The sequence below is a fragment of the Rubritalea marina DSM 17716 genome, assembly GCF_000378105.1.
Taxonomy (GTDB): Bacteria; Verrucomicrobiota; Verrucomicrobiia; order Verrucomicrobiales; family Akkermansiaceae; genus Rubritalea; species Rubritalea marina.
The window spans coordinates 100159-121722 of sequence record NZ_KB899255.1; the positions used below are offsets into that span (position 1 = coordinate 100159).

The following is a 21564-nucleotide window of genomic DNA, read 5'->3' on the forward strand; positions in this document are numbered from 1 at the left end:
TAGACGAGATGGAGACTACGTTTCAGAGAGTGCTTAAAGTCGGCGATCAGGTAGGTGATTATCTATTTGAAGGCCTACTGATAGACGGCGAAGACATGAACACCTGGAAGGCTAAGCAGATTTCTGTGAGCCGCGGAGTGATCATCGATAGTCTGAACCTCCCTGGAGCCACGGATCAAGATGTCATCAATACCTTCCTCGATGATGTGCGCGCTAAGGCAAAAGTCGACCACCCATTGATTGGTTCGGTATTTGAAGCATTCCATGAGTCGCCGCATTGTTTCTACGCTCGAGAGCGCCTGCAGGGCACCAATCTTCAGGTTTCGATGGATACGAAGAAGCAATGGCTGCCGAAGCAAATGATTCGCATCATTGCTCAGTTGGCTGAGGCGAATTACTTTTTTGAGCGCCGCCAGGTGGCGACTCTTCCCATCCTACCGGAGCATATTTTCATTGGAGACGACTTGCTGACCCGCGTGATTAACATGGCGGTGGGAGGTGAGTACAGTGCCGAGGTGGGGCTCGAAGACCGCATTAGCATCGCTACTGCATTGAAACCGATGCTGAAGACAGGTGAACAGGGGGCGACTCGTGTGCGTTCCTTGCTCGACCACATGTGTGATCTTGAGCGCGAGGTGCCAGTGACTTGGAGGCAGGTGCTGGAGCTTTCGCGTCAGGTGGAGGCGGACCTTTCATATGCGAGTACCGAGCAGGTGCCGCAGTCCGATACGGTGAAGCTGGAGCGCCGCCGGAAGCAACAAGAGGTCATTGCGATGATTTCTGTGGTGTTCATCGTGTTTTGCGTTTTGGTAGGTTTGAGCCAGATGATTGAACCAGAAAAGCGCAGTGTCGCACGTGATTTAAGCCAGATGCTGCAAATCGATGCTGGCGAGGTTGAGGGGCTCGATGGTGATACCGTGGATGTGGAGACTTTCTGGATCGATTCGCACGAAGTCACGATTGCCGAGTACGCCAAGTTTCTGGAAGTGATGGAGATGTTTGATGAGCGTCAGCGTTCTGTCTACCAGCACGAGAACCAGCCAAGCTCGAAGGTCAGCCACATTCCTGATGACTGGGAAGCGATGCACTCGGCAGCCAAGCTCAATGGTGAGTGGAATGGTCTGGTGATGGATTTGAATTGTCCGGTGGTGGGTATCGATTGGTGGGACGCGTACGCCTACTGTAATCATATTCGCAAGCGACTCCCTAGTGTTGATGAATGGCGCTTGATCGTGGGGGTGAAGAAGGAGGGTGAAACCATGCAGAAAGCGTCACCGTGGGGGCAGGTGGATGCGAGTCAAGTTGATGTCACGCCACCTGGGCTGCATGGAATGGCTGGCAATGTTTCGGAGTGGGCGGCAGCACCTGCAAAAGATCCAGCAAGCCCAGTAAAGCCTGAGATGTGGATGCTTCTCGGTGGTGCTTACGATAAAGTGGCCAGTGATGCTTCGACTATCGAGTGGATTGATCTCTCGGGGACTGAGCTTGAAGATGGCCGCAACTTACGCCGTAGCAACGTGGGCTTCCGTGCGGTGAGCGATCGTGCACCACGACTGTAGAATCTCGGCTCGGAGTTTGACATTGGGGGCAAATTATCAGAATGATACCCAAGCATCATGACTCGTATACTCTTTCTTATCAGTATTGTCCTTGTCAGCGTCTCTAGCTGTCTGGAAGCCCAAATCAGTCTGGGCGTGAAGACCAACCGTCGACAATACATCAGCTACGAGCCGATTCAGGTGACCGTTTCGATAGCGAACCAGTCTGGCGGGCCGATGGTGTTGAAAAACAGCCGAGGGGCTCCTTGGGTAGAGTTTGTGGTGCGCAACCAGAGTGGTAAGGCCATCAGTAAACTACGTGAAGCAAACTACAGTGGTACCACGATTCCCACGGCAGAGCGCGTGAAATCATCCTTCACTCTCAACAATACCTTCGACCTTTCAGAGCCTGGTAATTATTCAGTCCATGCGATTGTTCGCACCCCCAATCAGGGTCCTGGCGAGGGCTCGCGTTCGCAGTCCGTGTTCTTCACGGTGAATCGCGGCGTGGTCAATTGGAGCACCAAGGTAGGCGTGCCGGGAGTGGCTGGCGATCAGCGTGAGTACAAGCTTCTGAAGAGTTCGGGCGATGGCCCGCCGAAGCTCTATGTGCAGGTGGAAGACGTGCGCAGAGGGCATATGCTGGCCTGTTATTCATTGGGTTCTGTTTTATCATTCCGCGAGGCGAACAAAGCGGTTGATCGTCAGAACAATCTGCACGTGCTCTTCATGGCTTCCCCAGAGCTCTACTGTCACACGGTGGTGAATACCTCGGGGAAGACCACCCAGCGTCGCTACCATAAGAGTGTGGGGACCACGAATCCTTTTCTTTATACTGGCAACGGCGGTCAAGTAGTAGTAGCCAATTCCCAGCCGTATGATCCTACGAAGGAAGCTGAGGAACGCAGTAAGTTCCACAAGCTGTCCGAGGTGCCTAATGGCTTTTCCCAGTAATGGATTGAGTACTTCTATCATCGACATGACCATCACAACGAACTTCAACAAAGCAACGCTGGAGACTGTCTCTCTGGCGAAAATTGGCAACCCGCTGCGAGGCGAGTCTCTCAAGACTTCTAAGGACCTTTGCCAATTTGGTGAAGAGGATAAAGAGATTCTGACTTTGGCTTTCTTGAAGCCATTCAAGAATCTTGAGCGTTATCACTTTCATCACACATCAGACCTTAGCCTGCACGAGATGCACTGCTATGCGAATACGATCTTTGATCAAGACGAACGCTTCCTCACGTATTCTAGAAAAATTGCGAGACACTTATACGATAAGACCAAGCACCCGAATATCAAGTCAGGCGACCTTTGTATCGCGCTGATCCGTGGGGTGCAAATCAATGGTGAGATCTGTGATGCCATCAGCGTGGTCAAGTCGGAGAGCCTCACCCCATTTCTTGAGATTTCAGACCAGGATGGGGACCTGCAGCTCACGACACACAATGGGATTTACCCAGATAAGATCGACAAAGGTTGCTTGATCGTGGACTACGATAAAGATGGTGGCTACCTAGTTTACACTTTTGACAAAGGTGGTTCAGAAACCAACTTTTGGGTGCGTGATTTCCTTGGTGCGCGGGCGCGCAAGGACGACGAATACCGCACCAAGCAATATGCTTCCATGTGCACCTCATTCGCTGATGAAGGCCTGCCCGAGGAAATGCCTCTCGAGCAAAAGTATCGCGTCGCAAATGACGCCATTCAGTACATGAGTGAGGCTGAGACCTTTGATGAAAAGCACTTCCACGATGAGGTGTTGCGCGAGCCTGAGATCATCGAACAATTCACTCAATACAAGGACAACTACAAAGACGAAGATGGTGAGCCAATCGCCACCGAGTTTGCTATCGATAAGGTGGCTGCCAAGAAGGCTGGCTCCAAGATCAAAGGCAACCTCAAGCTCGATACTGGTGTGGTGATGAAATTCACTCCAGACTTCGCAGAGCGCGAGAGCGATATCCTTGAGCGGGGTTACGACGAGAAGATGGAAATGAAGTACATCAAAGTCTTCTACCACGAAGAATTGTGATCAGGCCTTGAGCCATGCTCATAAAAAAGCTCTGCGGTGAATCACCGTAGAGCTTTTTGTTTCTCAGAGAGAGTAGCCGGGGGGCTGTGAGTGTGTGCTATTTCTTGCTGATGTCGTCTTCGGGCTTGTACTCAAAGACGCGCACGCCAGGTGCGTCGGTCACGTAGTTCCAGAGCCAGTGGATAAACACGCTGAGCTTGGAGCGGAAGTCTACAAGGAAGAGGATGTGAATGAATAGCCAAGCAAACCAAGCGATGATGCCTTTGAGTTGGATCTTGCCGAACTCGACCACTGCATGTGAGCGACCGACAATCGCCATGGCGCCCTTATCCCAGTATACGAAACCGGGGCGCTCAGCGTTTTCTTGGCCAGGAACCGCTTCCTTAACCAGGAGCTTACCAATGAAGCGACCCATTTGTGAGGCTGCCGGAGCAACACCCGGGACGGGTACGCCATTGGCATCTTTCATGAATGTCACGTCGCCAGCTACAAAGATGTCACGGTGACCAGGGAGGCTGAGGCATGCATCCGGTGTTACTTTGCCCGCGCGGTTGGTCTCGACGGGGAGTTTGCTGACGATGCTTTCGGCTTCGACGCCGGCTGCCCAGAGGATGGAGCCAGCTTCGATCACGGTGTCTTTGGTGATGACTTTGCCTGCTTCGATGTCAGTTACCATCGTGCTCGTACGTACTTCCACGCCGAGCTTCTCAAGGCGCTTCTGTGTGTAGGCTGAGCTTTCTTCTTCATAAGGGGGAAGAAGGCGTGGGCCGGCTTCGATCAGAATAACCTTAAGTTGTGAGGTGTCGATGCGGCGGAAGTTGCGCTTCATGGAGCGCTGGATGAGCTCGACGAATGCACCTGAGAGTTCTACCCCAGTTGGGCCACCACCTACGATAGCGATGGTCATGAGGCGGCGGCGTTCCTCTGGGTCGTTACTGATTTCAGCTGTCTCGAGATTCTTGAGGACGCGCTCACGGATTTCGTGTGCTTCGGCGAGTGTCTTCATGCCGATGGTGTGCTCAGCCCAGTGGTCGTTACCAAAGTAGCCAGTCTTGGCTCCTGCTGCTACTACGAGGGTGTCGAAGTCGTATGTGTTGCCAGAGCGGCCGGTGAGAGATTTGGCTTCGGAGTCAACGTTGAGAACTTCATCCATGAGAACCGTGACGTTGTCGGCTTCGTCTAGAATGCTACGAAGGGAGCGTGCGATATCGTGAGATGGAAGGGTAGCGGTAGCTACTTGATATAGCAGCGGCTGGAACAAGTGGTGGTTTGTTCGATCAATCAGGGTAACTTCAAAGGTCGGCTTGTTTGCGAGTTGCTTCGCGCACTCCAAGCCGGCGAAACCTCCACCGATGATGACTACTTTTTTGACTGCAATGTCTGCCATGCGCTGGGCTTAGTCTGATTCGACGAAGGACACAAGTAAGACTTTGTGAAAAATTTCACAAAGTCTATTTTACTGGCTTCATTAGCCCTGATTTTCATGGGTTTCACGCTGAGATTATTTTGGACAAGACCCATGGATTCCCTTAGTTTCATGGGATTGAAGCACGGTGATTGTTGCTCAAAGCAAGAAAATTGTGAAAAAAGCAAGATCATTCAATACAGATTAATCACAATCCGATATGTTAAAGCTGTCTTGATGGAATAGGCATCACTCAATAAAGCACTCCCCCCGTGATTTAGACAGAGTGAGCTCATCAAAGACTTAGGCACAACATAAGGCGGTGATGATCCCCCACAATGCTTCGGCATTGCCATTGGTCATCCCCCTGCAGCACAAAATCCCCGATACGCCGTTTGGTGGACTGGTTTTCTCCCCAGTTCGTCCACCAAGCGGCGCTCCCTTTCCCGCGGACGCCACGATTGATGGCGTCATTTTTTTTGTTCAATGGTGAAGGCTCCAGGGGTGGGCGAGTGCTGCGATTATCGTTGACATCGAGTGAGTCAGGTATTAACACCGCGATCCACCTCTGCCGCTGGTGTTTGATCTCACAATCTACCGGCCAATGGATATTGGTACATCAAGGGCAGGGAGTATCTAATTAGAAACGTCTGATAAAGCATCTTTGGGCGAGGTCTAACTTCCAAACAAACAACAACATGGCTATTAATACAGTAAAAGCTACTGAGCGTGCACGCACTGGCTCAGGAGCATTGAATGCAATGCGTCGTGAAGGTTTCGTTCCAGCCGTAGTATACGGTGCTAGCGAAAACCAGAACGTGAAAGTAAACGCGAAAGAATTCCGCGACATGCTCAACGCATCCCCATCTTCACAGATTCTTTTGAACCTCGAAGTTGAAGGCGGTAAAACACAACGTGTGTTCATCCAGGACCTTCAGTTCGACGCAATCACAGGTGCGATTCTTCATGCCGATTTCCTTGCGGTGACTGACAATACAGTTCTTACAGCGAAGCTTCCTGTAGTACTTCAGGGCGAGCCTGCGGGCATCAAGCTCGGTGGTGCTCTTGAGCAGTTGGTACACTCTACCAAGGTGAAGGCGCTTCCGAATGATCTTCCAGAAACAATCGAAGCTGACGTTACAGGGCTCGGTCTTGCAGAGTCTCTCACCATTGGTGATATCGACTTCCCTGCAGGTGTGACCCCGACACTCGATGGCAGAGTTCTTGTTGCACTCGTAGCAATGACACGTGCAGCTAAGTCCGCAGGCGCAGGTACTGCTGAGTAATCCCATTTCTTGACGTTTCAATCGCATTGCAATTTTAACTATCCATTGCATTGGCAATCAAATTAGTCATTGGCCTCGGTAACCCCGGTAGAAAGTATGAAGGCACCCGCCATAACGTGGGTTTCGATGTGCTGGACCATCTGGCAGACCGAGCTGGGGCTGAGTTTGTGAACCATCTGAAATGGAAAGCGCACATTGCGAAGCACCCACAAGCCATGCTGATGAAGCCGCAGACGTTCATGAACGAAAGTGGTCGTGCAGCTGGAGCCGCGATGCGGTTCTACAAGTGGCAGCCGGAGGAAGTCCTCGTTGTTTATGACGACGTGGCCATCCCGGCAGGTGATCTTCGCTTTCGCATGAGTGGATCAGCGGCTGGCCACAATGGCCTCAAGTCATTGATCTCTCATCTGGGGAGCGACAAGTTCCCGCGCTTGAAGGTAGGAATTGGCGGAGCCAAACCTGGCGAAATGGTTGGACACGTTCTCGGGAAGTTCTCTCCTGACGAGCAGCCGATCATCGAAAACGCACTTGCAAGAGCAGCTGATGCTGTGCAGCTTGCGTTAGTCAATGGAGTGGAAGCCGCAGCCAATGTGCACAACGTCAAAAACAACATTTAACAATTAAAATTATGAGCAGAAAATACGAAGGTCTCGTCGTTCTCGACACCAAAGGTAAAGAAGGTTCCGTTGACGAGTTCGTTAGCGAAGTAGGTAAAGTCATCGAAGCAAACGGCGCAACACTCGACGAAGTGAAGCAGCTTGGTCGTAAGACATTTGCATACAACGCACGCCAGATCGAAGGCGGCGTATACGTAAACTACTTCTTCAATGCTGGTCCAGAAGCGATCGAAGACATCAAAGAGGCACTTGACCTCGTAGAAGGTATCTACCTTCAACAATACCGTCGTCTCGGCTAATTCGGTTAGGCAGCACGCCTAATAGAATTCGCTTAGCACGAATGATTTCATCACCACTCGGCTTTTCTATTGTCGAGTGGTGATTTTCTTTTTAGAGTGCGCCTCAAGATGTCTAGTTTAAATAAAGTAATGCTCATGGGCAATGTGACCCGTGATATCGAGGTTCGCTACACTCCTAAGGGCACAGCTGTGGCCGACGTAGGCCTCGCTTGTAATCGCCGCGTCAAGCAAGGCGAGGAATGGGTGGACGAAACCACCTTTGTGGATGTCACCGTGTGGGGTCGCACAGCGGAGCTCGCAGGACAGTACCTTGCCAAGGGCCGTCCAGTGTTCTTTGAAGGACGTCTTCAGCTAGACACCTGGCAGGACCAGCAAAGCGGCCAAAAGCGCAGCCGTCTCAAAGTCGTGGCTGACAACATGCAATTCATCGGTGGTGGCCAAGGTGGTGGTGGTCAGCAAGGTGGCGGTCAGCAATACCAGCAGCAGGCACCGCAGCAGCAAGCACCGCAGCAGCAAGCAGCTCCGCCACAGCAGGCTCCTAGTGGAGGCTCACCAGCGAGTGGCTTCGACAACATGGACGATGACGATGACATTCCATTTTAAGCAAGCAGAGCACAGGCTCTGATTGAATCACGACCTCAGTACCGCATTGCGTGGTTGCTGGGGTTCTTTTTTGTAGGTGCTGCGCTGCGGAGTTTGTCTGACATGAAGCGAGGGTCGATTTCGCCAGTTCATCCTGATGCCATCCCACTTTCCCCTTGTCAGTGGGGGGGGACTCATCCACAACTCTGGGCATGAACAAACCAGTCCGCACTCGCTTTGCACCGTCGCCTACGGGCTACCTTCACGTTGGTGGTGCTCGTACCGCTCTCTTCAATTACCTTTTCGCGCGCAAGCACGGCGGTAGCTTCATCCTCCGGGTGGAAGATACCGATAAAGAGCGCAATACGGATGAAGCGCGTGAGGCCATTTTCCAAGGACTTAGTTGGCTGGGAATGGACTGGGACGAGGGTCCCGGCAAAGGCGGTGATTGTGGTCCGTACAACCAATCTGAGCGTCAGGAGATCTACGACAGCTACTTTGAGAAGTTGGTGGCAGCGAATCGCGTGTACGCAGATGATGGCGCCTATCGTTTTCGCTTTGAACGCAAGCCGATCACCATGCACGACCTAGTCTGTGGTGAAGTCACAGTCGATTACACTGATGAATCGATCAATCCGGACATGGTGGTGAAGCGTTCTGATGGGACTTTCACCTTTCACTTTGTCAATGTGGTGGATGACATCGAGATGGGCATGACGCATGTGTTGCGTGGTGAAGATCATCTGATGAACACGCCAAAGCACCTGCAGCTTTTTGAGGCATTTGGTGTCGAAGCGCCAGCGTACGCGCACATCCCACTCATCCTTAACATGGACGGCTCTAAGATGTCCAAGCGGGATCAAGGAGCAGCCATCGCTGAGTATGCAACGCAAGGCTACAGCTCTGAGGCGGTGTTTAACTTTCTCGCCTTACTCGGTTGGTCGCCGAAGGATGAAAGCGAGATCTTCAGCCCTGATGAGTTGATCGAGAAGTTTACGATTGAGTCGATTAACCGCGCCCCAGGGAAATTTGATATCGAGAAGTGTGGCTGGGTGAATCAACAGCACTTGGCCAAACTTAGTGCAGAAGAATTCGCCGCTGCCGCCGCGCCGTATGTGGCTGAAGCTGGTATCGAAGTGGATGATAAGTACATTGCGATTGCTGGCTCTATTCAAGAAAAGGTGCGCCTCCTCACCGAGGTTCCTGAGATGATTGGCTTTTTCTACAACGCGGATTATCCCTTCTCTGATGATGCGCTTGCCAAGGTTCAGAAGAATGAGGCAGCTGCAGAGCTTTTGAATCAGCTGGCTGAAGCGCTAGAAGGTCTCGGCGATTGGGCAGAAGCAAAAGCTAGCATTGGTGCCACCGCCAAGGCGAATGGTGCGAAACCAGGACAACTCATGTTTCCGACTCGGGTGGCTCTCACTGGGGCTGCAGGAGGGCCTGACCTCGGAGCAATTCTAGAGATTCTCGGCCAAAACGAATCAGTGCGCCGGATTCGCCGTGCAGTCGCAGCACTGCGTTGATCCTAGCTGAGGATGGATTTCGGGATGGATAAAATTCCAATTGTTGCTCTGTGTGGATTTCTAGGGTCGGGTAAGACGACTCTATTGAGGAACTGGCGTGATGATATGCAGCTGGCTGACGCCGCTTGGGTCGTGCATGATTTGAGTGAGTCAGGTGTGGATGCGCGGCTGCTTTCTGATGAAGAACGTCATCTTGATCCGGGTAGCTTGACTGGCCGTGTGGCGGCGTTGCACGGGAGCCATGCTGGTGAGAGTTTGCACCGCTCGCTCGGGGTGGCTTTGGGGGAAATAGCAGAGCTCGAACCGAAGCCGAGCTACCTGATGTGCGAAAGCACTGGGGCGGCCCGCCCGTGGCCATTGATTAAGGCACTGACGCAAGACAGTCGTTATGTCTTACGCCATTTTATCGTAACCGTAGATGCGCTGAACTTGCATCGTGATTTTGCCAATGGAGATGTGTTGCTTGGTGGTGGTGATCCGTTGAAGGATCTTTCGCTGCAGCGTGCAGCAGCAGTGCTAGCAGAGCAGGTGGCGATGGCCTCGGTGTTGGTGTTGACGAAGGTGGATACGATCCCGAAAGAAGTACTGGATCGGCAGGTACGCAACTTACAGCAGATGCAACCCTACGCAACGGTAGCGCTTTCGGCTCAGGCTGGTTTAAGCTTGAGCCATCTCGAACAGGTGCCTGCTCCTAGTTTGTTGGCATTGTCTGAGCGAGCCAAGCAACTGGGCTTGGACCATGCTGAGGAAGCGATAGCGAGTGATCTAGAAGCCGTGGTCCTGAGTGGGCGTCGCCCGTTCCACCCCGAGAGGTTGCATAGCGTCTGTCAGAATCAACTGGGTACAGGATTGTATCGAACGAAAGGGTTGATTTGGTTGGTGTCACGGCCAGGGCACGCCTTGCTGTGGCAACAGGCGGGTAGCCAAATCTCGCTTGAGCTGTCGGGCTTGTGGCGTGCAGAGATCGCCAGCAGCGACGAGAAGCTCCTCCCAGAGGAGCGAGAGCACTTAGAGGCTCTTTTAGAGAGTGAAGACCCAGTGTTTGGTGATCGCCGCTATGAGCTAACGGTGATAGGATCCGAGCCCGATCGGTCGGCATTTCTGGAAGCTCTCGAATGGGCATTGTGCAGCGATGAGGAAGTCACTGCTTGGAAAGCAGGCGAAAGCTTCGCCGACCCATGGCCCACAATCAAAGAAGCGTAGTCGACTTAAATAAGGGGTAAAGTCGTTTGTAGGTAGAGGCAATTGCCGACAGCTTTGAGGCCTTCATCCCCCGCGCTAAGGAGGAGGAAGCGACCTGTGTCATAGCGTGTGCCGTCGGTGCCGCTGAGTTCTCCTTCGACGATGGTTACCAGCGAAAACTTGCTAGGATCAGGGTTCTTTACCACGTCCCCAATACCAATCCGGTGGCGTTCGACTCGGTAATATGGGCAATCTACCAGCAACGAACCCTGAGCTTCAGTCATGCTCGGCTCCACATCATCGAAGTCGATACAACGCATCGATTCTTCAACGTGGAGGTCACGAGGTTTGCCATCAAGGCCAACGCGACCCCAATCGTAGACGCGGTACGTGGTGTCAGAATTTTGTTGGATTTCGTAGATGAGGATGCCGGCGCCAATGGCATGCAATCGGCCTGAGGGGATCTGGATGAAGTCGCCAGTTTTTGGCGTGATGCGGTGCACCATATCCTCTGAGCTACCATCTCTGATTGCTTGTTCGAAGGATTCTGCGGTGGTTCCTTTGCGAACCCCCACGTAGATGGAGGCGTCTGGGTCAGCGTGGGCAATGTACCACATTTCGGTTTTGGGCTCACCACCCATCTCCGCTGCGATCTCTTCTGGCGGGTGCACCTGGATTGAAAGGTCGTCTTGAGCATCCAAGATCTTCAAGAGAAGAGGAAAGCGCTCCATGGTGTAACCAGACCCAAAGATTTCCTCGCGGTGATCGTGCCATAGCTCGTTTAAGCTCATGCCCTCGTGTGGGCCGCTACGCACTAAAGAAGGCGCCTCTTCACGTGCTGAAATTTCCCAAGATTCGCCATAAGGTTTCCCATTGTTAGGAAGGCGGCGACCATATTTGGTTTCCAGCTGCCTTCCTCCCCATACGCGTTCTTGATAGACGGGATTGAATGTGATGACTGCCATGGCTTGATTGGTAGTGGTGGTGTTTCGGGGAGCTTAAAAAAGCGAGTACCTAGAAGTAGCATCGATGTGCCTTGTTGGAAACGTAAATCTAGCTGCTAGGTTAAATAATTAGATAGGAAACCTTAATGGTTGAGAGCACGGAGAAGTTGATAAATGTTAGGCTGCTCAACACTACTTCTAGCAGCTGCTAGAATGTATTTGTAGAATCTCTACTTCCCAATCGACGAGGATAGGTTAGTTTGATCCCCATCAGAGCTATGGATGCATCACAATTGACAGATTCAGAGAAAGAGCAGTTGGCAGCATGGGCTGCCGCTGGGGACCAACTTCAGGAATTGCAGCAGAAGATCCAGTCGGAGCTGGGTCACAACATCACCTACTTGGACACGCGTTTTTTGGTGCTCGACTTGGGCATTGAATTATTGACTGAAGCGCAGCCGGAGGAGCAAGCACAAGAGGATTCAGCACCAGTGCGTGTGCCCACGGGCTTTGTCGATGCTAGCGTCGACACGGTGGAGCGCCCAGGAGCGTTGAAGAGTGGCTCGGTGACCTTTAGTGATGGTGAGCCGGCCGTATGGATTATCGATCAATCTGGGCGCCTGTCCCTAGACCCTGAGACTCCTGGTTATCAGCCGAACGAGGAAGATATGATTAAGTTTCAGGAAAAGCTTCGCGATCTTCTTACATAGAAAGAATACGGTATTCTAATTGGTCGTTAGAGTTTGCTAGGATCTCAGGGATTCTTGAGCTTGGAGGTTTAGCTTGAGCCTGGGGAATTGGCTCAGATTGGGGTCTTTACGCAATGTGATTTTAGCAAGTTCTCCAGCTTGTTGGATCAAGGCGAGGTCGCTCAGGAATTCTGGGAATTGAAGGTTCGAGAGGCCACTTTGTTGGGTGCTGAGTACATTGCCGGGGCCACGCAGGCGGAGGTCTTCTTCGGCGATGTGGAATCCGTCGTCACTGTCGGCAAGGATTTGCAATTTTTCGAGCCCATCTGGGCTTTTGCCGTCGCTGTGGAGGATGCAGTAGGACTTGTGCTCACCGCGGCCGACTCGTCCTCGTAGTTGGTGAAGTTGCGAGAGACCAAAGCGATCAGCGTAGTAGATGACCATGATATTGGCATTGGGTACGTCGATGCCGACCTCGATGACGGTGGTGGCGACGAGCACATCGATGTCGTGCTTGGAGAAGCGCTCCATGACGGCGTCTTTATCTTCGCCACTGAGCTTGCCGTGGAGGAGCCCTACTTCATGTTTTTTGAAGCGTTTTTGCCATTTTTCGAAGGCGCTGCTTGCGGATTCGATCTTCGTTGTTTCTGAGTCTTCCACGAGTGGGTAGACGATGTAGGCTTGGCGTCCTTGCTGGAGGTTTTGCTGGATGAATTTGGTGATGTCGGAGACTTTTGCTTTTGGGCGTAGACCGGTAACGATTTTGCCGCGATTGGCTGGGCGCTCAGTGAGCACGGAGACGTCGAGGTCGCCGTAGAGTGTCATGGTGAGGGTGCGTGGGATGGGGGTGGCGGTCATGACCAAGACATCGGGAGCATTGCCTGCGTTGATGAGTTTGCTGCGTTGCTCCACACCAAACTTGTGTTGTTCGTCGATGATGACGAGCCCCAAGTTTTGCAGATGGTCCTCGGCGAAGAGAAGGGCGTGGGTGCCGATGAGCAGGCTGCTTTTCGCGTCGTGGTGGTTTGATTTGCGCTGGGATCCCGTGAGGAGTTCGATGTGGATGTCGAGACCATCGAGCCACTTGTTGAAAGAGTGATAATGTTGCTCGGCAAGGATCTGAGTAGGCGCCATGAGGGCGACTTGGACACCGCTCTCGATGGCCAAGAGGGCGGCACACATGGCGACAAAGGTTTTGCCGGCGCCGACATCACCTTGCAGAAGCCGGTGCATCGGGCGTGGACTGCGCATGTCGTGGATGATCTCTTTGACGCATTGTTTTTGTGAGTTGGTGAGATCGAAAGGCAGCTGGTGGTAGAACTGGGTGAGTAGTTGGGTTTTCTTGCCGAGTGAGTGTCCGGCTTGTTGGGCATAGTTCTCCTTGCGCCATTGGACTTGTAGCTGGATCTTAAAGAACTCATCGAGAGCGAAGTGGCGGCGCGCAGTTTTACTGGCAGTCAGGGCCCTGGGGCAATGGATGTCTTTGAGTGCTTGGTGGTGGCTGTAGTCTGGGTCGAGGTGATCGAGGCTTGTGAGGCCCGAGGGGTCAATCTGTTCTAGCAGCTGGTAGATGTGCTCCCGCAGTTTCTTCTGGTGGATGCCGGCAATGTTACGATAGACTGGCACGATGCGGTCGACGTGGATGTGGTTTTGATCGCCTTCTTCGATGATTTCGAACTCTGGATGATCAATGACGAGACGCCCAGCGTGTTCTTTTACCTTACCGAAGAAGACAATTTCGTGGCCAACCGCGAGCATCTTAGTGATGTAGGGCATGTTGAACCAACGGAGGGTGATCGAGCCGCCATCGATGCTATTGCTGATGGCTACCTTGACTTCCTGTGGGGCTCGGCGACCATGGAAGCTAGGGTTCTTGGAGTCGATGACGGTGCCTTGTAGGCAGATTTGGCTTCCGGCGGAATCAATGTTTAGGCCGCCGAATTGGCGTCGGTCTTCGTAGCGCTTGGGGAAGTGGTGGAGCAATTGATCGACGCTGTGGATTTGCGCGGTGTCGAGCGCGATCAATTCCTTGCTGAGGAACTGGCCGAGGCTTTCGAGGTTCGCACTGACATCGATCATGGGAAGTGGTGGAATTAGTCAGTGCGGTGGGCGCGCACATCTTGGATAACGATCTGTAGGGTCGTTCTGCCGCGGAAGGTATTGCGGTCGATGGTGTAGGCGATGTCCCAAGGTGGGTCTGGGAGGTCGCGCTCGCCACCACTGAAGAAGATGGCATCGCGCTCGCTGATGCCTTGGCGGAGGTAGAATTTGAGGTGATTGTTTTTGAGAACCCGCGGGGCTTCAGTGAGCCAGATGTTGCGGCTCATGAAGACGGGCTGGGGGTTTTGACTGCCGAAGGGTTGGAGTAGGTCGTAGCTGTCCATGAACTCGAGGGAGAGTTCGTCAAAATTGATTTCACAGTCGACGTGGAGGCGTGGAACACGTTGCTCAGGTTCGCTAGATTTGAGAACGTAATTGGTGAATTCTTTGCGGAACGCGTCGAGCTGGTTTTCATGGATGCTGAGGCCAGCGGCCATGTCGTGGCCGCCGCCTGCTATCAATTGCTCGGTGCAGTTCTGGATCGCACCGACGAGCGAGATGCCTTCCACGCTGCGCCCGCTGCCTTTGCCTATGCCTTCTTGGTCTACTGAGATGATGAAGGTTGGCTTGTAAAACTGGCGCATCAGGCGTGAGGCCACGATGCCTACGACTCCGGGGTGCCAATCGCGTGAGCCAAGTACGATGACTGGGTCATTGGAGGGATCGTGATTGCGCTCGAGCATTAGCAGTGCTTGGTCACGGATCTGACGCTCGTAGCTCTGGCGTTGGCGGTTGTATTCGTCCAGCTGGTTGGCGATCTCGTGGGCGCTTGAGAGGTCGCGAGAAAGTAGGAGCGAGAGGGCGTCCTCGGGTTTGTCCATGCGCCCTGCGGCGTTGATGCGTGGGCCGATGCGGAATCCCACATCCATACTGCTGACGTTGTTGCTAAGGTCTGCTACTTGTTGTAGTGCCTTGAGACCTGGGTGTTGGGTGTTAGGCAGGCGCAGGAGACCATGTCGAACGAGTAGGCGGTTTTCTTCTACCAAGGGGACAATGTCGGCGATGGTGGCAACGGCTACCATGTCGATGTAGTTTTTGAGGTCGAAGCCTTCCACGCGGCGGCTCTTGAGCATTGCGTGCGCCAGCTTGAAGACGACTCCTGCGGCGCAAAGGTAGTGAAAAGAATCTCCCATCTTTGGGTTCACCACGGCGATGCAGTCGGGCTTGCCCTGCAAGGAGGGCTCGTGGTGGTCGACGACGATGACATCGATGCCCGCTTGTTTGAGTTGGGTGATTTCCGCAACGGATGCGGTGCCACAGTCTACGGTGATGATGAGGTCAGGTTTGCGCGGGCCATCGAGTATGGTGGCGATGGCAGCCTCGCTGAGCCCGTAGCCTTCTTTGCTTCTTCTAGGAATGAAGATGTCAGCATCGATGCCGTAGGCATTGAGGGTTTCACTCATGAGTGCTACCGAGGTCACTCCATCGACGTCGTAGTCACCGTAGACGAGCACATTTTGCTTGTGGTCTGCAGCATCGAGGATGCGCTCCACGGCAGCTGCCATATCGGGCAAAAGAAAGGGGTCGCTGAGTTCCTTGAGCTTTGGCTGGAGAAAGCTCTGGATCGCTTTTTTGCCAACGATGTTGCGCTGGCCGAGCAAGGTGAGGAGGATTTTTGGTAAGCCCGGAACTGACGAGTCTTGTTCGGGTGGATCTTGCTTGATGATCCAATGTACTTTCTCCTGCCGCATCTGTAATGGCTAAGCTACGCAGGCTTGATAGGCATCTCAAGAACTCTTTATGACAAATAAAAAGCCCAAGGCTCTAGGAGCCTTGGGCTTGGTAGAATGCTTGTCCGAGTGTGCTAGAACTTAGTTCTGATGTGGGTGCTTTTTGAGGAGCTCGGCAGCTTGGTAGAGGCCGATGTGTGCTTTCTCAGCAGCACGCACTGCTTTCACTTGTTCGGCGGTGATCTCTGGAGCGTCGTTGCCAAATGACTGGCGCACGTAGGTGAGCACAGCGGCGGTTTCTTCGTCGTTGAGCAGGCCTTCAAATGGAGTCATGGCGCCATTGTATGTTTTGCCAGCCACGTCGATTTCACCCATCACACCTTTGAGGGTGATTTTGATTAAGCGCTCAGGGTCTTCGAGGACCCACTTGGTGCCAGCGAGCGGTGGGAAGCCACCAGCAGGTAGGCCTTTGCCGTCTTTTTGGTGACATGTCTCACAGTGAGCCTCGCGGTGATACACCTCGCGGCCTTTTTTGAGGAAGGCGATTTTCTTCTTAGACTTGCCGGCTTTCTTCCAAGCAATGACTTCTGGGTCGGCAGCTTTTTGGGCTTTCACTCCAGTGAGGTCTTCAAGGGCGGCGTCTGTTGGAGACTTCACCCACTTGGCATAGTCTGCGGCATCAGAAGCTTCTGATGCTGCTCTCGCAGTTTCGATTGCTTTGAGGCCCTGGCCATCTGGCAGCCAAGATGCTGTGTTGGCAGCTTCGAGGCGCACACGTGGGTTCTGATCAGCAGCAGCGGCTTCGAGAAGCGCAACCGCATTCGGAACGGCATCGAGGTTGTGGCGGAAGCCTTTGATGGCACCAACACGCACGCGTGGTTCCTTGGCCTTGAGGAGTGTCTCGAGGAGTGCGTTGTCGAAACGATCAACACCCCAGAGTACCCAGAAGGCTTCGAGCAAGTAGCGCTCGTAGTCAGCTTCGCTAGCGTCGAGGCCCTTGATCCACTTTTGAGTGGCACTTGCTACTTCGTCGGCATCACGACCACGAAGCTCGCGGCGTGTGCGGTAGCGTGTGCGGTACTCGTGAAGCTTGAGGTTCTCGAGGAGCTCATCGATAGAAGCACCGTCCACCTTCGCCGGTGTCACGAGCGGGCGTGACGGGTAGGTGATGCGGTAGATTCGGCCGTGAACGTGGTCGCGGTGCGGGTCACGAGCATTGTGCTGCATGTGGCCAATCAGCATGTTGGTCCAGTCGATGAAGTAGAGCGAGCCATCAGGGGCAAACTCGAGATCCACCGGGCGGAAGTTCTGGATTGATGAGTTCAACAAATCCTGGCGGTACTTGGCGGTGAAGCCAGTGCCATCGTCGAGCACGTCGTGCTGTTTGATGCCTTTGAAGCCGATGTTGTTGTTAATCAGTATGTCACCCTGCACTTCGTCTGGGAAGTGGGAGCTGGAGACGAACTCAAGACCGGAGGTTGGGCGCACTTTGTTGTCCTGGATCAAGTCCTGGGTCTTCAAGTTACGGCCGTATTTTGGCTTGATCGCGTTGTGACCCATCCAGATCAGCTCAGTGCCTGAGGTGTGGAGGAAGAAGTCCTGTCCATAGTCATCAAAGGCGATGCCCCATGGGTTTGGAATGCGCACCTGGCTGGTACGTTCGAGCTTCTTCTTGTTAATGTCATAGCGGAAGAATCCACCATTCGAACCACGGACGGTACCGTATGCGGTGTCGACATTGGAGTGGAGGAAGATCCCTTCACCCATCATGATTGCACCTGAAGGATCAGCGCAGAATGCGGAGATCGCGTGGTGGGTGTCATGGTCATCAAACCCGGAGTAGATGATTTCTTTTTCGTCGTATTGGTCGTCGCCATCGGTGTCCTTGAGGAGTACGAGGGAGTCTGACTGAGAGACGTAAACGCCTTCAGGTGCAAATTCAAAACCAATTGGGATGTGGAGGTCACCTGCGAAGATTGTTTCCTTATCCGCTTTGCCGTCGCCATCAGTATCTTCGTAGATGGCGAGGGTGTCGCTTGGCTTAGGGTCACCGACTTTCCAGTGTGGGTAGGATGGCATGGAAGCGACCCAGAGGCGTCCTTTGTTGTCAAAGGAGATCTGTACTGGGTTTGCAAGGTTCTTGAATTCTTTTTCTGAGGCAAAGAGTTCGACCTTGTACCCTTCAGGCACATTAAAGCCTTTGATGGCATCTTCACCCGTTTCGTAACCAAAGACACCCGCTTTTTCTTTACCTGGGTGGTAGTTGGTCGGAACTTCGGGAAGTTGGTGTGTGTTGGCATCAGCTGCAGCAAGGTCGAAGGAGGCTCCCGTGTTGGCAGCCCAGATCGCTTGGTCGCGTACTGCGGTCATTTCACCCGCTTTCTTCAATTCATCAGGGTAGTTCTGTGGGCCGTATGGCTTGAAGCGACGACCGTAGACGTGCACGCCATTCGGGATTTTGAAGTAGTTGTGCCAGAGGTAGTTTTTCTCCTGAACGGCAGCGAGGATGGCATCACGTTTGTCTGCAGCGACCTCATCTGCCTTGCCGAAGATAGCATCAGCGAGGTAGGGGGCGATGAGTGTTTGGCCCTGAGCATTGAGGAGGGCGCCATCGCGAGTAATCGGTGCTTTTTCGTTGGCGATGAGCTGCTGCGTCAGGTCGAAGAGGTCGATGAAGAGCACGCCATTGGCGCTGGCTACTTCCTTCATTGCTGCTGTGTAGAGCGCGAAGTTCTCATTTTGCTCTTCACCAGCCGGCGTGCCTTGGGTGGCTGAGAGATCCTCAAAAGCGGCAGGTCCTACAAGCGCGATCTGCGCTGCAGAGCTGCCATTGTATTGTTGTGCCTGGGTGTGTTTGAGGAAAGCATCAAGCTCCGCCTTGAAGCCATCGAGGCCGTCTGCTCCGTCAAAGGCGGAAGAGAAGCCGAAGGTGGCGATGACGATGTCAGTCTTGAGCTTGGTGAGCCATTGGTCAGGAGTCTCAAAGTGTCCTTTCGGGTTGGTGTTTACCTGGAGGTCCTTGCGGGCGAGCTCCTTGGCACCGGGGAAGGCGAATTGATCGGCGTATTCACGGCCCGGGTGTGGGCGGAATGCTGGTGTGTTGCCTTCGTCACCCATGTTGCGGATCACGAGTTTGGCATTTGGGTAGCGAACTTGGAGTTCGGTTTCGAATGCGCCGAATTTGGCCATCCGTGAAGCGAGGCCGTCACCCATGAGGGTGATGTGCGCGCCGTCAGCGATCTTGAGTGCTGGGGCGTTTGCCTCAGGCATGGTGATAGAGTATGCTGGGGAAGCTTGCTCATTCACGTCTGCCTTAGGCTCTGCCGATGCCTGCTCAGATCGGCTACAAGATGTGGTGTACAATGACGCCACAGCTAGCGCAGCCGCTGAGCTAGTGAGAGAAAATGAAAAGAATTTGTTCATAGGTGCTAGTAGATGATGGTGGCCACATTACTTCACGAGGAAGTCAGATGGCTTTAGGCCTTCTTTGAAGCCGTTGAATGCGAATTTGGTTGGTTTCCATGATGCTGGGATAGAAACCTCAGCTTTGGCTGGCACAGGAAGCTCGAGGCCCCAGTAGACGCCATTGATCACAAGACGACGGAGGTCTTCATCGAGAAGGTCGGTAGCTGCGCCCATGGTGGTCGTGAGCACACGGTTAGGCTTATCGCCTGCGTTCTTGAATTCACGAGTCCAAGCGATTGGCTGCATTGGGTCGTTCTTGGCAGCAACTGGTGCTGAATCAGCTTCGAGAGTTTCGGTGACTTGGCCACGAAGGAGTACGGTGGATGGCGCGAGTGGAGCTGCTCCGTAGACGTCAGATGTGCCAAAAATCTCACCGACACCATTGAGTACTGGGTGTTCTGCGTTTGCTTTTTCTACGAGAGAGCGAGTGCCTTCTGTGCCGTGTTTGCCGTGGTGGCTCACCCATGACTCACCGAGGACTTGGCGACCGAAGCCACCTTCCCAGCCAGTTTCAGGCTTTGCGTTGTAGCTGTACTTTGCCCACTTGGATTCAGGCTTGAAGTTGAATGCGTGGGTGGAGGTGCGGAGTGCTACGAGTGGTGTGCCGCGGTTGAGAGCAGCTTCGAAGCGTTCCATGGATGCGTCGTCCCAGTGGCGGAAGCGGATGCTCATGACGATGGCGTCAGCTTTGTCGAGGGCTTCGGAGTTGGTGAGGTTGCCACCTTGCTTTGGCGCTACCTTGCCTTCGTCATCGAGTGAAAAGAGAATGGTGCATTCGAAACCCTGCTTAGCGAGGATGCTGCCGAGCATTGGCATGGCTTCTTCAGAGCGGTATTCCTCGTCTCCTGAGAGAAGGACAACGTGCTTGCCGTTGGCTTCACCTTGAGCTGGAAGGTGCAGGAAGGTTTCGGCAGCTTGGGAAAGTGTGGTGGTTGCAATGCTGAGGGCGGCAAGGGTAATCGAATTTTTCATAATTGTGATAATTGGTGGTGAGTACGGGGTGCTGATCAGCATTCTTACAATGCTGTGTCATTGGGAGTTTCGCAAGTTCTTCGTTTTGGAGGAGGTTGCTATTGGTAGAAAATCAACGCCCCCTCGCTTGAGAGCGAATGGATGGTTGATGTGTTGGGCGTATGCTGAACCCAGTTGCTTATCAAAATTCGCCACGGTAGGGATCTCTATGTGGACCGTGGATGAGCGAATTATTTTATGATAGATGAACAAAAGCGGCCATAGCGTGAACCAAAATTCAGCTATGGCCGCGAGCCAATGAATTGGCTGCATCTACTAGCTCTCGGCAGAGAGAATGTTCAAATAGATTGTGCGATTAAGCTTCGTTCTTCTTCGTGTTGAAGAGGTCGAGGCCTTCAGCTGGCTTGAGTCCGTCGTGAACCACTCCTGCAACTGCTGCCATCATGGCTGCTGGAGCTTCGGATTGGAATACGTTACGGCCCATGTCTACACCTGCTGCACCACACTGGATAGCGTTGTAGCAAAGCTCGAGAGCTTCGAGTTCAGGAAGCTTCTTACCACCTGCGATAACCACTGGTACTGGAGTACAAGCTACGACTTTTTCGAAGCCTTCTGTGTAGTATGTCTTAACGATGGATGCGCCGTTTTCAGCACATACGCGTGAAGCCATTGCGAAGTAGCGTGCGTCACGAGCCATCTTCTTACCAACAGCAGTCACACCCATTACTGGGATGCCGTACTTGGAGCCGATGTCTACGAGGCGTGAGAAGTTAGCGATTGTTTTGTGCTCAGTTTCGTCTTCACCGACAGAAAGCATTGCTGCCATAGCAGAAACGTTCATGCGGATTGCTTCTTCCTCAGCGATTAGAACGTTGTGGTTCATTTCTGTGAGGATAGTGGTACCTGTGTCAGTACGAAGACAGACTGGCTTGGAGCAATCTGTTGGGATTGAGGAGCGGATCATGCCACGTGTGCCCATGATACAATCGGCGTGCTCTACGATTGGAGCGATGTTGAGGTCAACGCGCTCAAGACCAGAAGTTGGTCCCATGAGGAAACCGTGGTCGAATGCGAGCATTACGGAATTGCCGGACTTCTTGTTGAAGATGCGAGACATGCGGTTCTTGAGGCCCCAGTCTGAGTTGTTGATTCCCTTAAGGTAGAAGCCTTCTGTGGAGGCTGGTGTGTCGAGACCGAAGCTTGCGCCTTCTCTGATGTCATCTGTATCTGCCATTTTCTTGGTATTGGTTGTGT

General features: G+C 53.1%; 17 protein-coding genes. 10 read left to right on the top strand and 7 right to left on the bottom strand.

Annotation, left to right across the window (positions count from 1 at the left end; all coding sequences use genetic code 11):
• Nucleotides 1–8 precede the first annotated feature (8 nt).
• Genes F454_RS0108645 through F454_RS0108655 form a run of 3 tightly spaced genes read left to right on the top strand, consistent with a single transcriptional unit; the run spans nucleotide 9 to nucleotide 3573 of the window.
• Entirely contained in the window at nucleotides 9–1559 is a 1551-nt protein-coding gene (locus tag F454_RS0108645) for an SUMF1/EgtB/PvdO family nonheme iron enzyme (RefSeq protein WP_018970252.1), read from the top strand.
• A 57-nt stretch (nucleotides 1560–1616) separates the two neighbouring features.
• The gene (locus F454_RS0108650) at nucleotides 1617–2492 is read left to right on the top strand and encodes a hypothetical protein (RefSeq protein WP_018970253.1); all 876 of its coding nucleotides are present in this window, start codon (nucleotides 1617–1619) and stop codon (nucleotides 2490–2492) included.
• A gap of 25 nt (nucleotides 2493–2517) precedes the next feature.
• Entirely contained in the window at nucleotides 2518–3573 is a 1056-nt protein-coding gene (locus tag F454_RS0108655) for a nucleoid-associated protein (RefSeq protein WP_169334351.1), read from the top strand.
• Between the two features lie 97 nt (nucleotides 3574–3670).
• On the opposite strand, the gene F454_RS0108660 is transcribed toward F454_RS0108655, so the two are convergent.
• Nucleotides 3671–4960 (bottom strand): NAD(P)/FAD-dependent oxidoreductase, encoded by a 1290-nt coding sequence (locus F454_RS0108660; protein WP_018970255.1) that lies wholly within the window; start codon nucleotides 4958–4960, stop codon nucleotides 3671–3673.
• Nucleotides 4961–5676: 716 nt separating this feature from the next.
• On the opposite strand from F454_RS0108660, the gene F454_RS0108665 reads away from it, so the two are divergent.
• From F454_RS0108665 to F454_RS15770, 6 genes are all read left to right on the top strand, one after another.
• Nucleotides 5677–6264: a 50S ribosomal protein L25 gene (locus F454_RS0108665; RefSeq protein ID WP_018970256.1), complete on the top strand. Its 588-nt coding sequence runs from the start codon at nucleotides 5677–5679 to the stop codon at nucleotides 6262–6264.
• 50 nt (nucleotides 6265–6314) lie between these two features.
• A complete protein-coding gene (pth, locus tag F454_RS0108670) occupies nucleotides 6315–6881 on the top strand; it encodes an aminoacyl-tRNA hydrolase (protein ID WP_018970257.1) in 567 nt (188 codons plus the stop codon).
• A gap of 11 nt (nucleotides 6882–6892) precedes the next feature.
• Nucleotides 6893–7180: a 30S ribosomal protein S6 gene (locus F454_RS0108675; protein ID WP_018970258.1), complete on the top strand. Its 288-nt coding sequence runs from the start codon at nucleotides 6893–6895 to the stop codon at nucleotides 7178–7180.
• 108 nt (nucleotides 7181–7288) lie between these two features.
• Complete coding sequence (locus F454_RS0108680) at nucleotides 7289–7783, top strand: single-stranded DNA-binding protein (protein WP_018970259.1); 495 nt, start codon at nucleotides 7289–7291, stop codon at nucleotides 7781–7783.
• Nucleotides 7784–7974: 191 nt separating this feature from the next.
• A complete protein-coding gene (locus F454_RS0108685; protein WP_018970260.1) occupies nucleotides 7975–9288 on the top strand; it encodes a glutamate--tRNA ligase in 1314 nt (437 codons plus the stop codon).
• A 24-nt stretch (nucleotides 9289–9312) separates the two neighbouring features.
• Nucleotides 9313–10491 (top strand): CobW family GTP-binding protein, encoded by a 1179-nt coding sequence (locus F454_RS15770; protein WP_169334352.1) that lies wholly within the window; start codon nucleotides 9313–9315, stop codon nucleotides 10489–10491.
• A gap of 5 nt (nucleotides 10492–10496) precedes the next feature.
• On the opposite strand, the gene F454_RS0108695 is transcribed toward F454_RS15770, so the two are convergent.
• Nucleotides 10497–11435, bottom strand: a complete 939-nt coding sequence (locus tag F454_RS0108695; protein ID WP_018970262.1) for a type I phosphomannose isomerase catalytic subunit — start codon at nucleotides 11433–11435, stop codon at nucleotides 10497–10499.
• Between the two features lie 257 nt (nucleotides 11436–11692).
• Between F454_RS0108695 and F454_RS0108700 the strand changes: the two genes are divergently transcribed.
• Nucleotides 11693–12124, top strand: a complete 432-nt coding sequence (locus tag F454_RS0108700; RefSeq protein WP_018970263.1) for a hypothetical protein — start codon at nucleotides 11693–11695, stop codon at nucleotides 12122–12124.
• Between the two features lie 36 nt (nucleotides 12125–12160).
• Here F454_RS0108700 and recG read toward each other — a convergent pair whose 3' ends face one another.
• The 5 genes from recG to lsrF all read right to left on the bottom strand — a co-directional run bounded on the left by recG (nucleotide 12161) and on the right by lsrF (nucleotide 21544).
• Nucleotides 12161–14182 carry an ATP-dependent DNA helicase RecG gene (gene recG / locus F454_RS0108705; protein WP_018970264.1) on the bottom strand — a complete coding sequence of 674 codons (2022 nt, stop codon included), beginning with the start codon at nucleotides 14180–14182 and terminating at the stop codon, nucleotides 12161–12163.
• A gap of 14 nt (nucleotides 14183–14196) precedes the next feature.
• Nucleotides 14197–15894, bottom strand: a complete 1698-nt coding sequence (recJ, locus tag F454_RS0108710) for a single-stranded-DNA-specific exonuclease RecJ (RefSeq protein ID WP_018970265.1) — start codon at nucleotides 15892–15894, stop codon at nucleotides 14197–14199.
• 120 nt (nucleotides 15895–16014) lie between these two features.
• A complete protein-coding gene (locus tag F454_RS0108715; RefSeq protein ID WP_018970266.1) occupies nucleotides 16015–19296 on the bottom strand; it encodes a PVC-type heme-binding CxxCH protein in 3282 nt (1093 codons plus the stop codon).
• A gap of 27 nt (nucleotides 19297–19323) precedes the next feature.
• Nucleotides 19324–20310: a ThuA domain-containing protein gene (locus F454_RS0108720; protein WP_026292804.1), complete on the bottom strand. Its 987-nt coding sequence runs from the start codon at nucleotides 20308–20310 to the stop codon at nucleotides 19324–19326.
• A 355-nt stretch (nucleotides 20311–20665) separates the two neighbouring features.
• A complete protein-coding gene (lsrF, locus tag F454_RS0108730; protein ID WP_018970269.1) occupies nucleotides 20666–21544 on the bottom strand; it encodes a 3-hydroxy-5-phosphonooxypentane-2,4-dione thiolase in 879 nt (292 codons plus the stop codon).
• Nucleotides 21545–21564 lie beyond the last annotated feature (20 nt).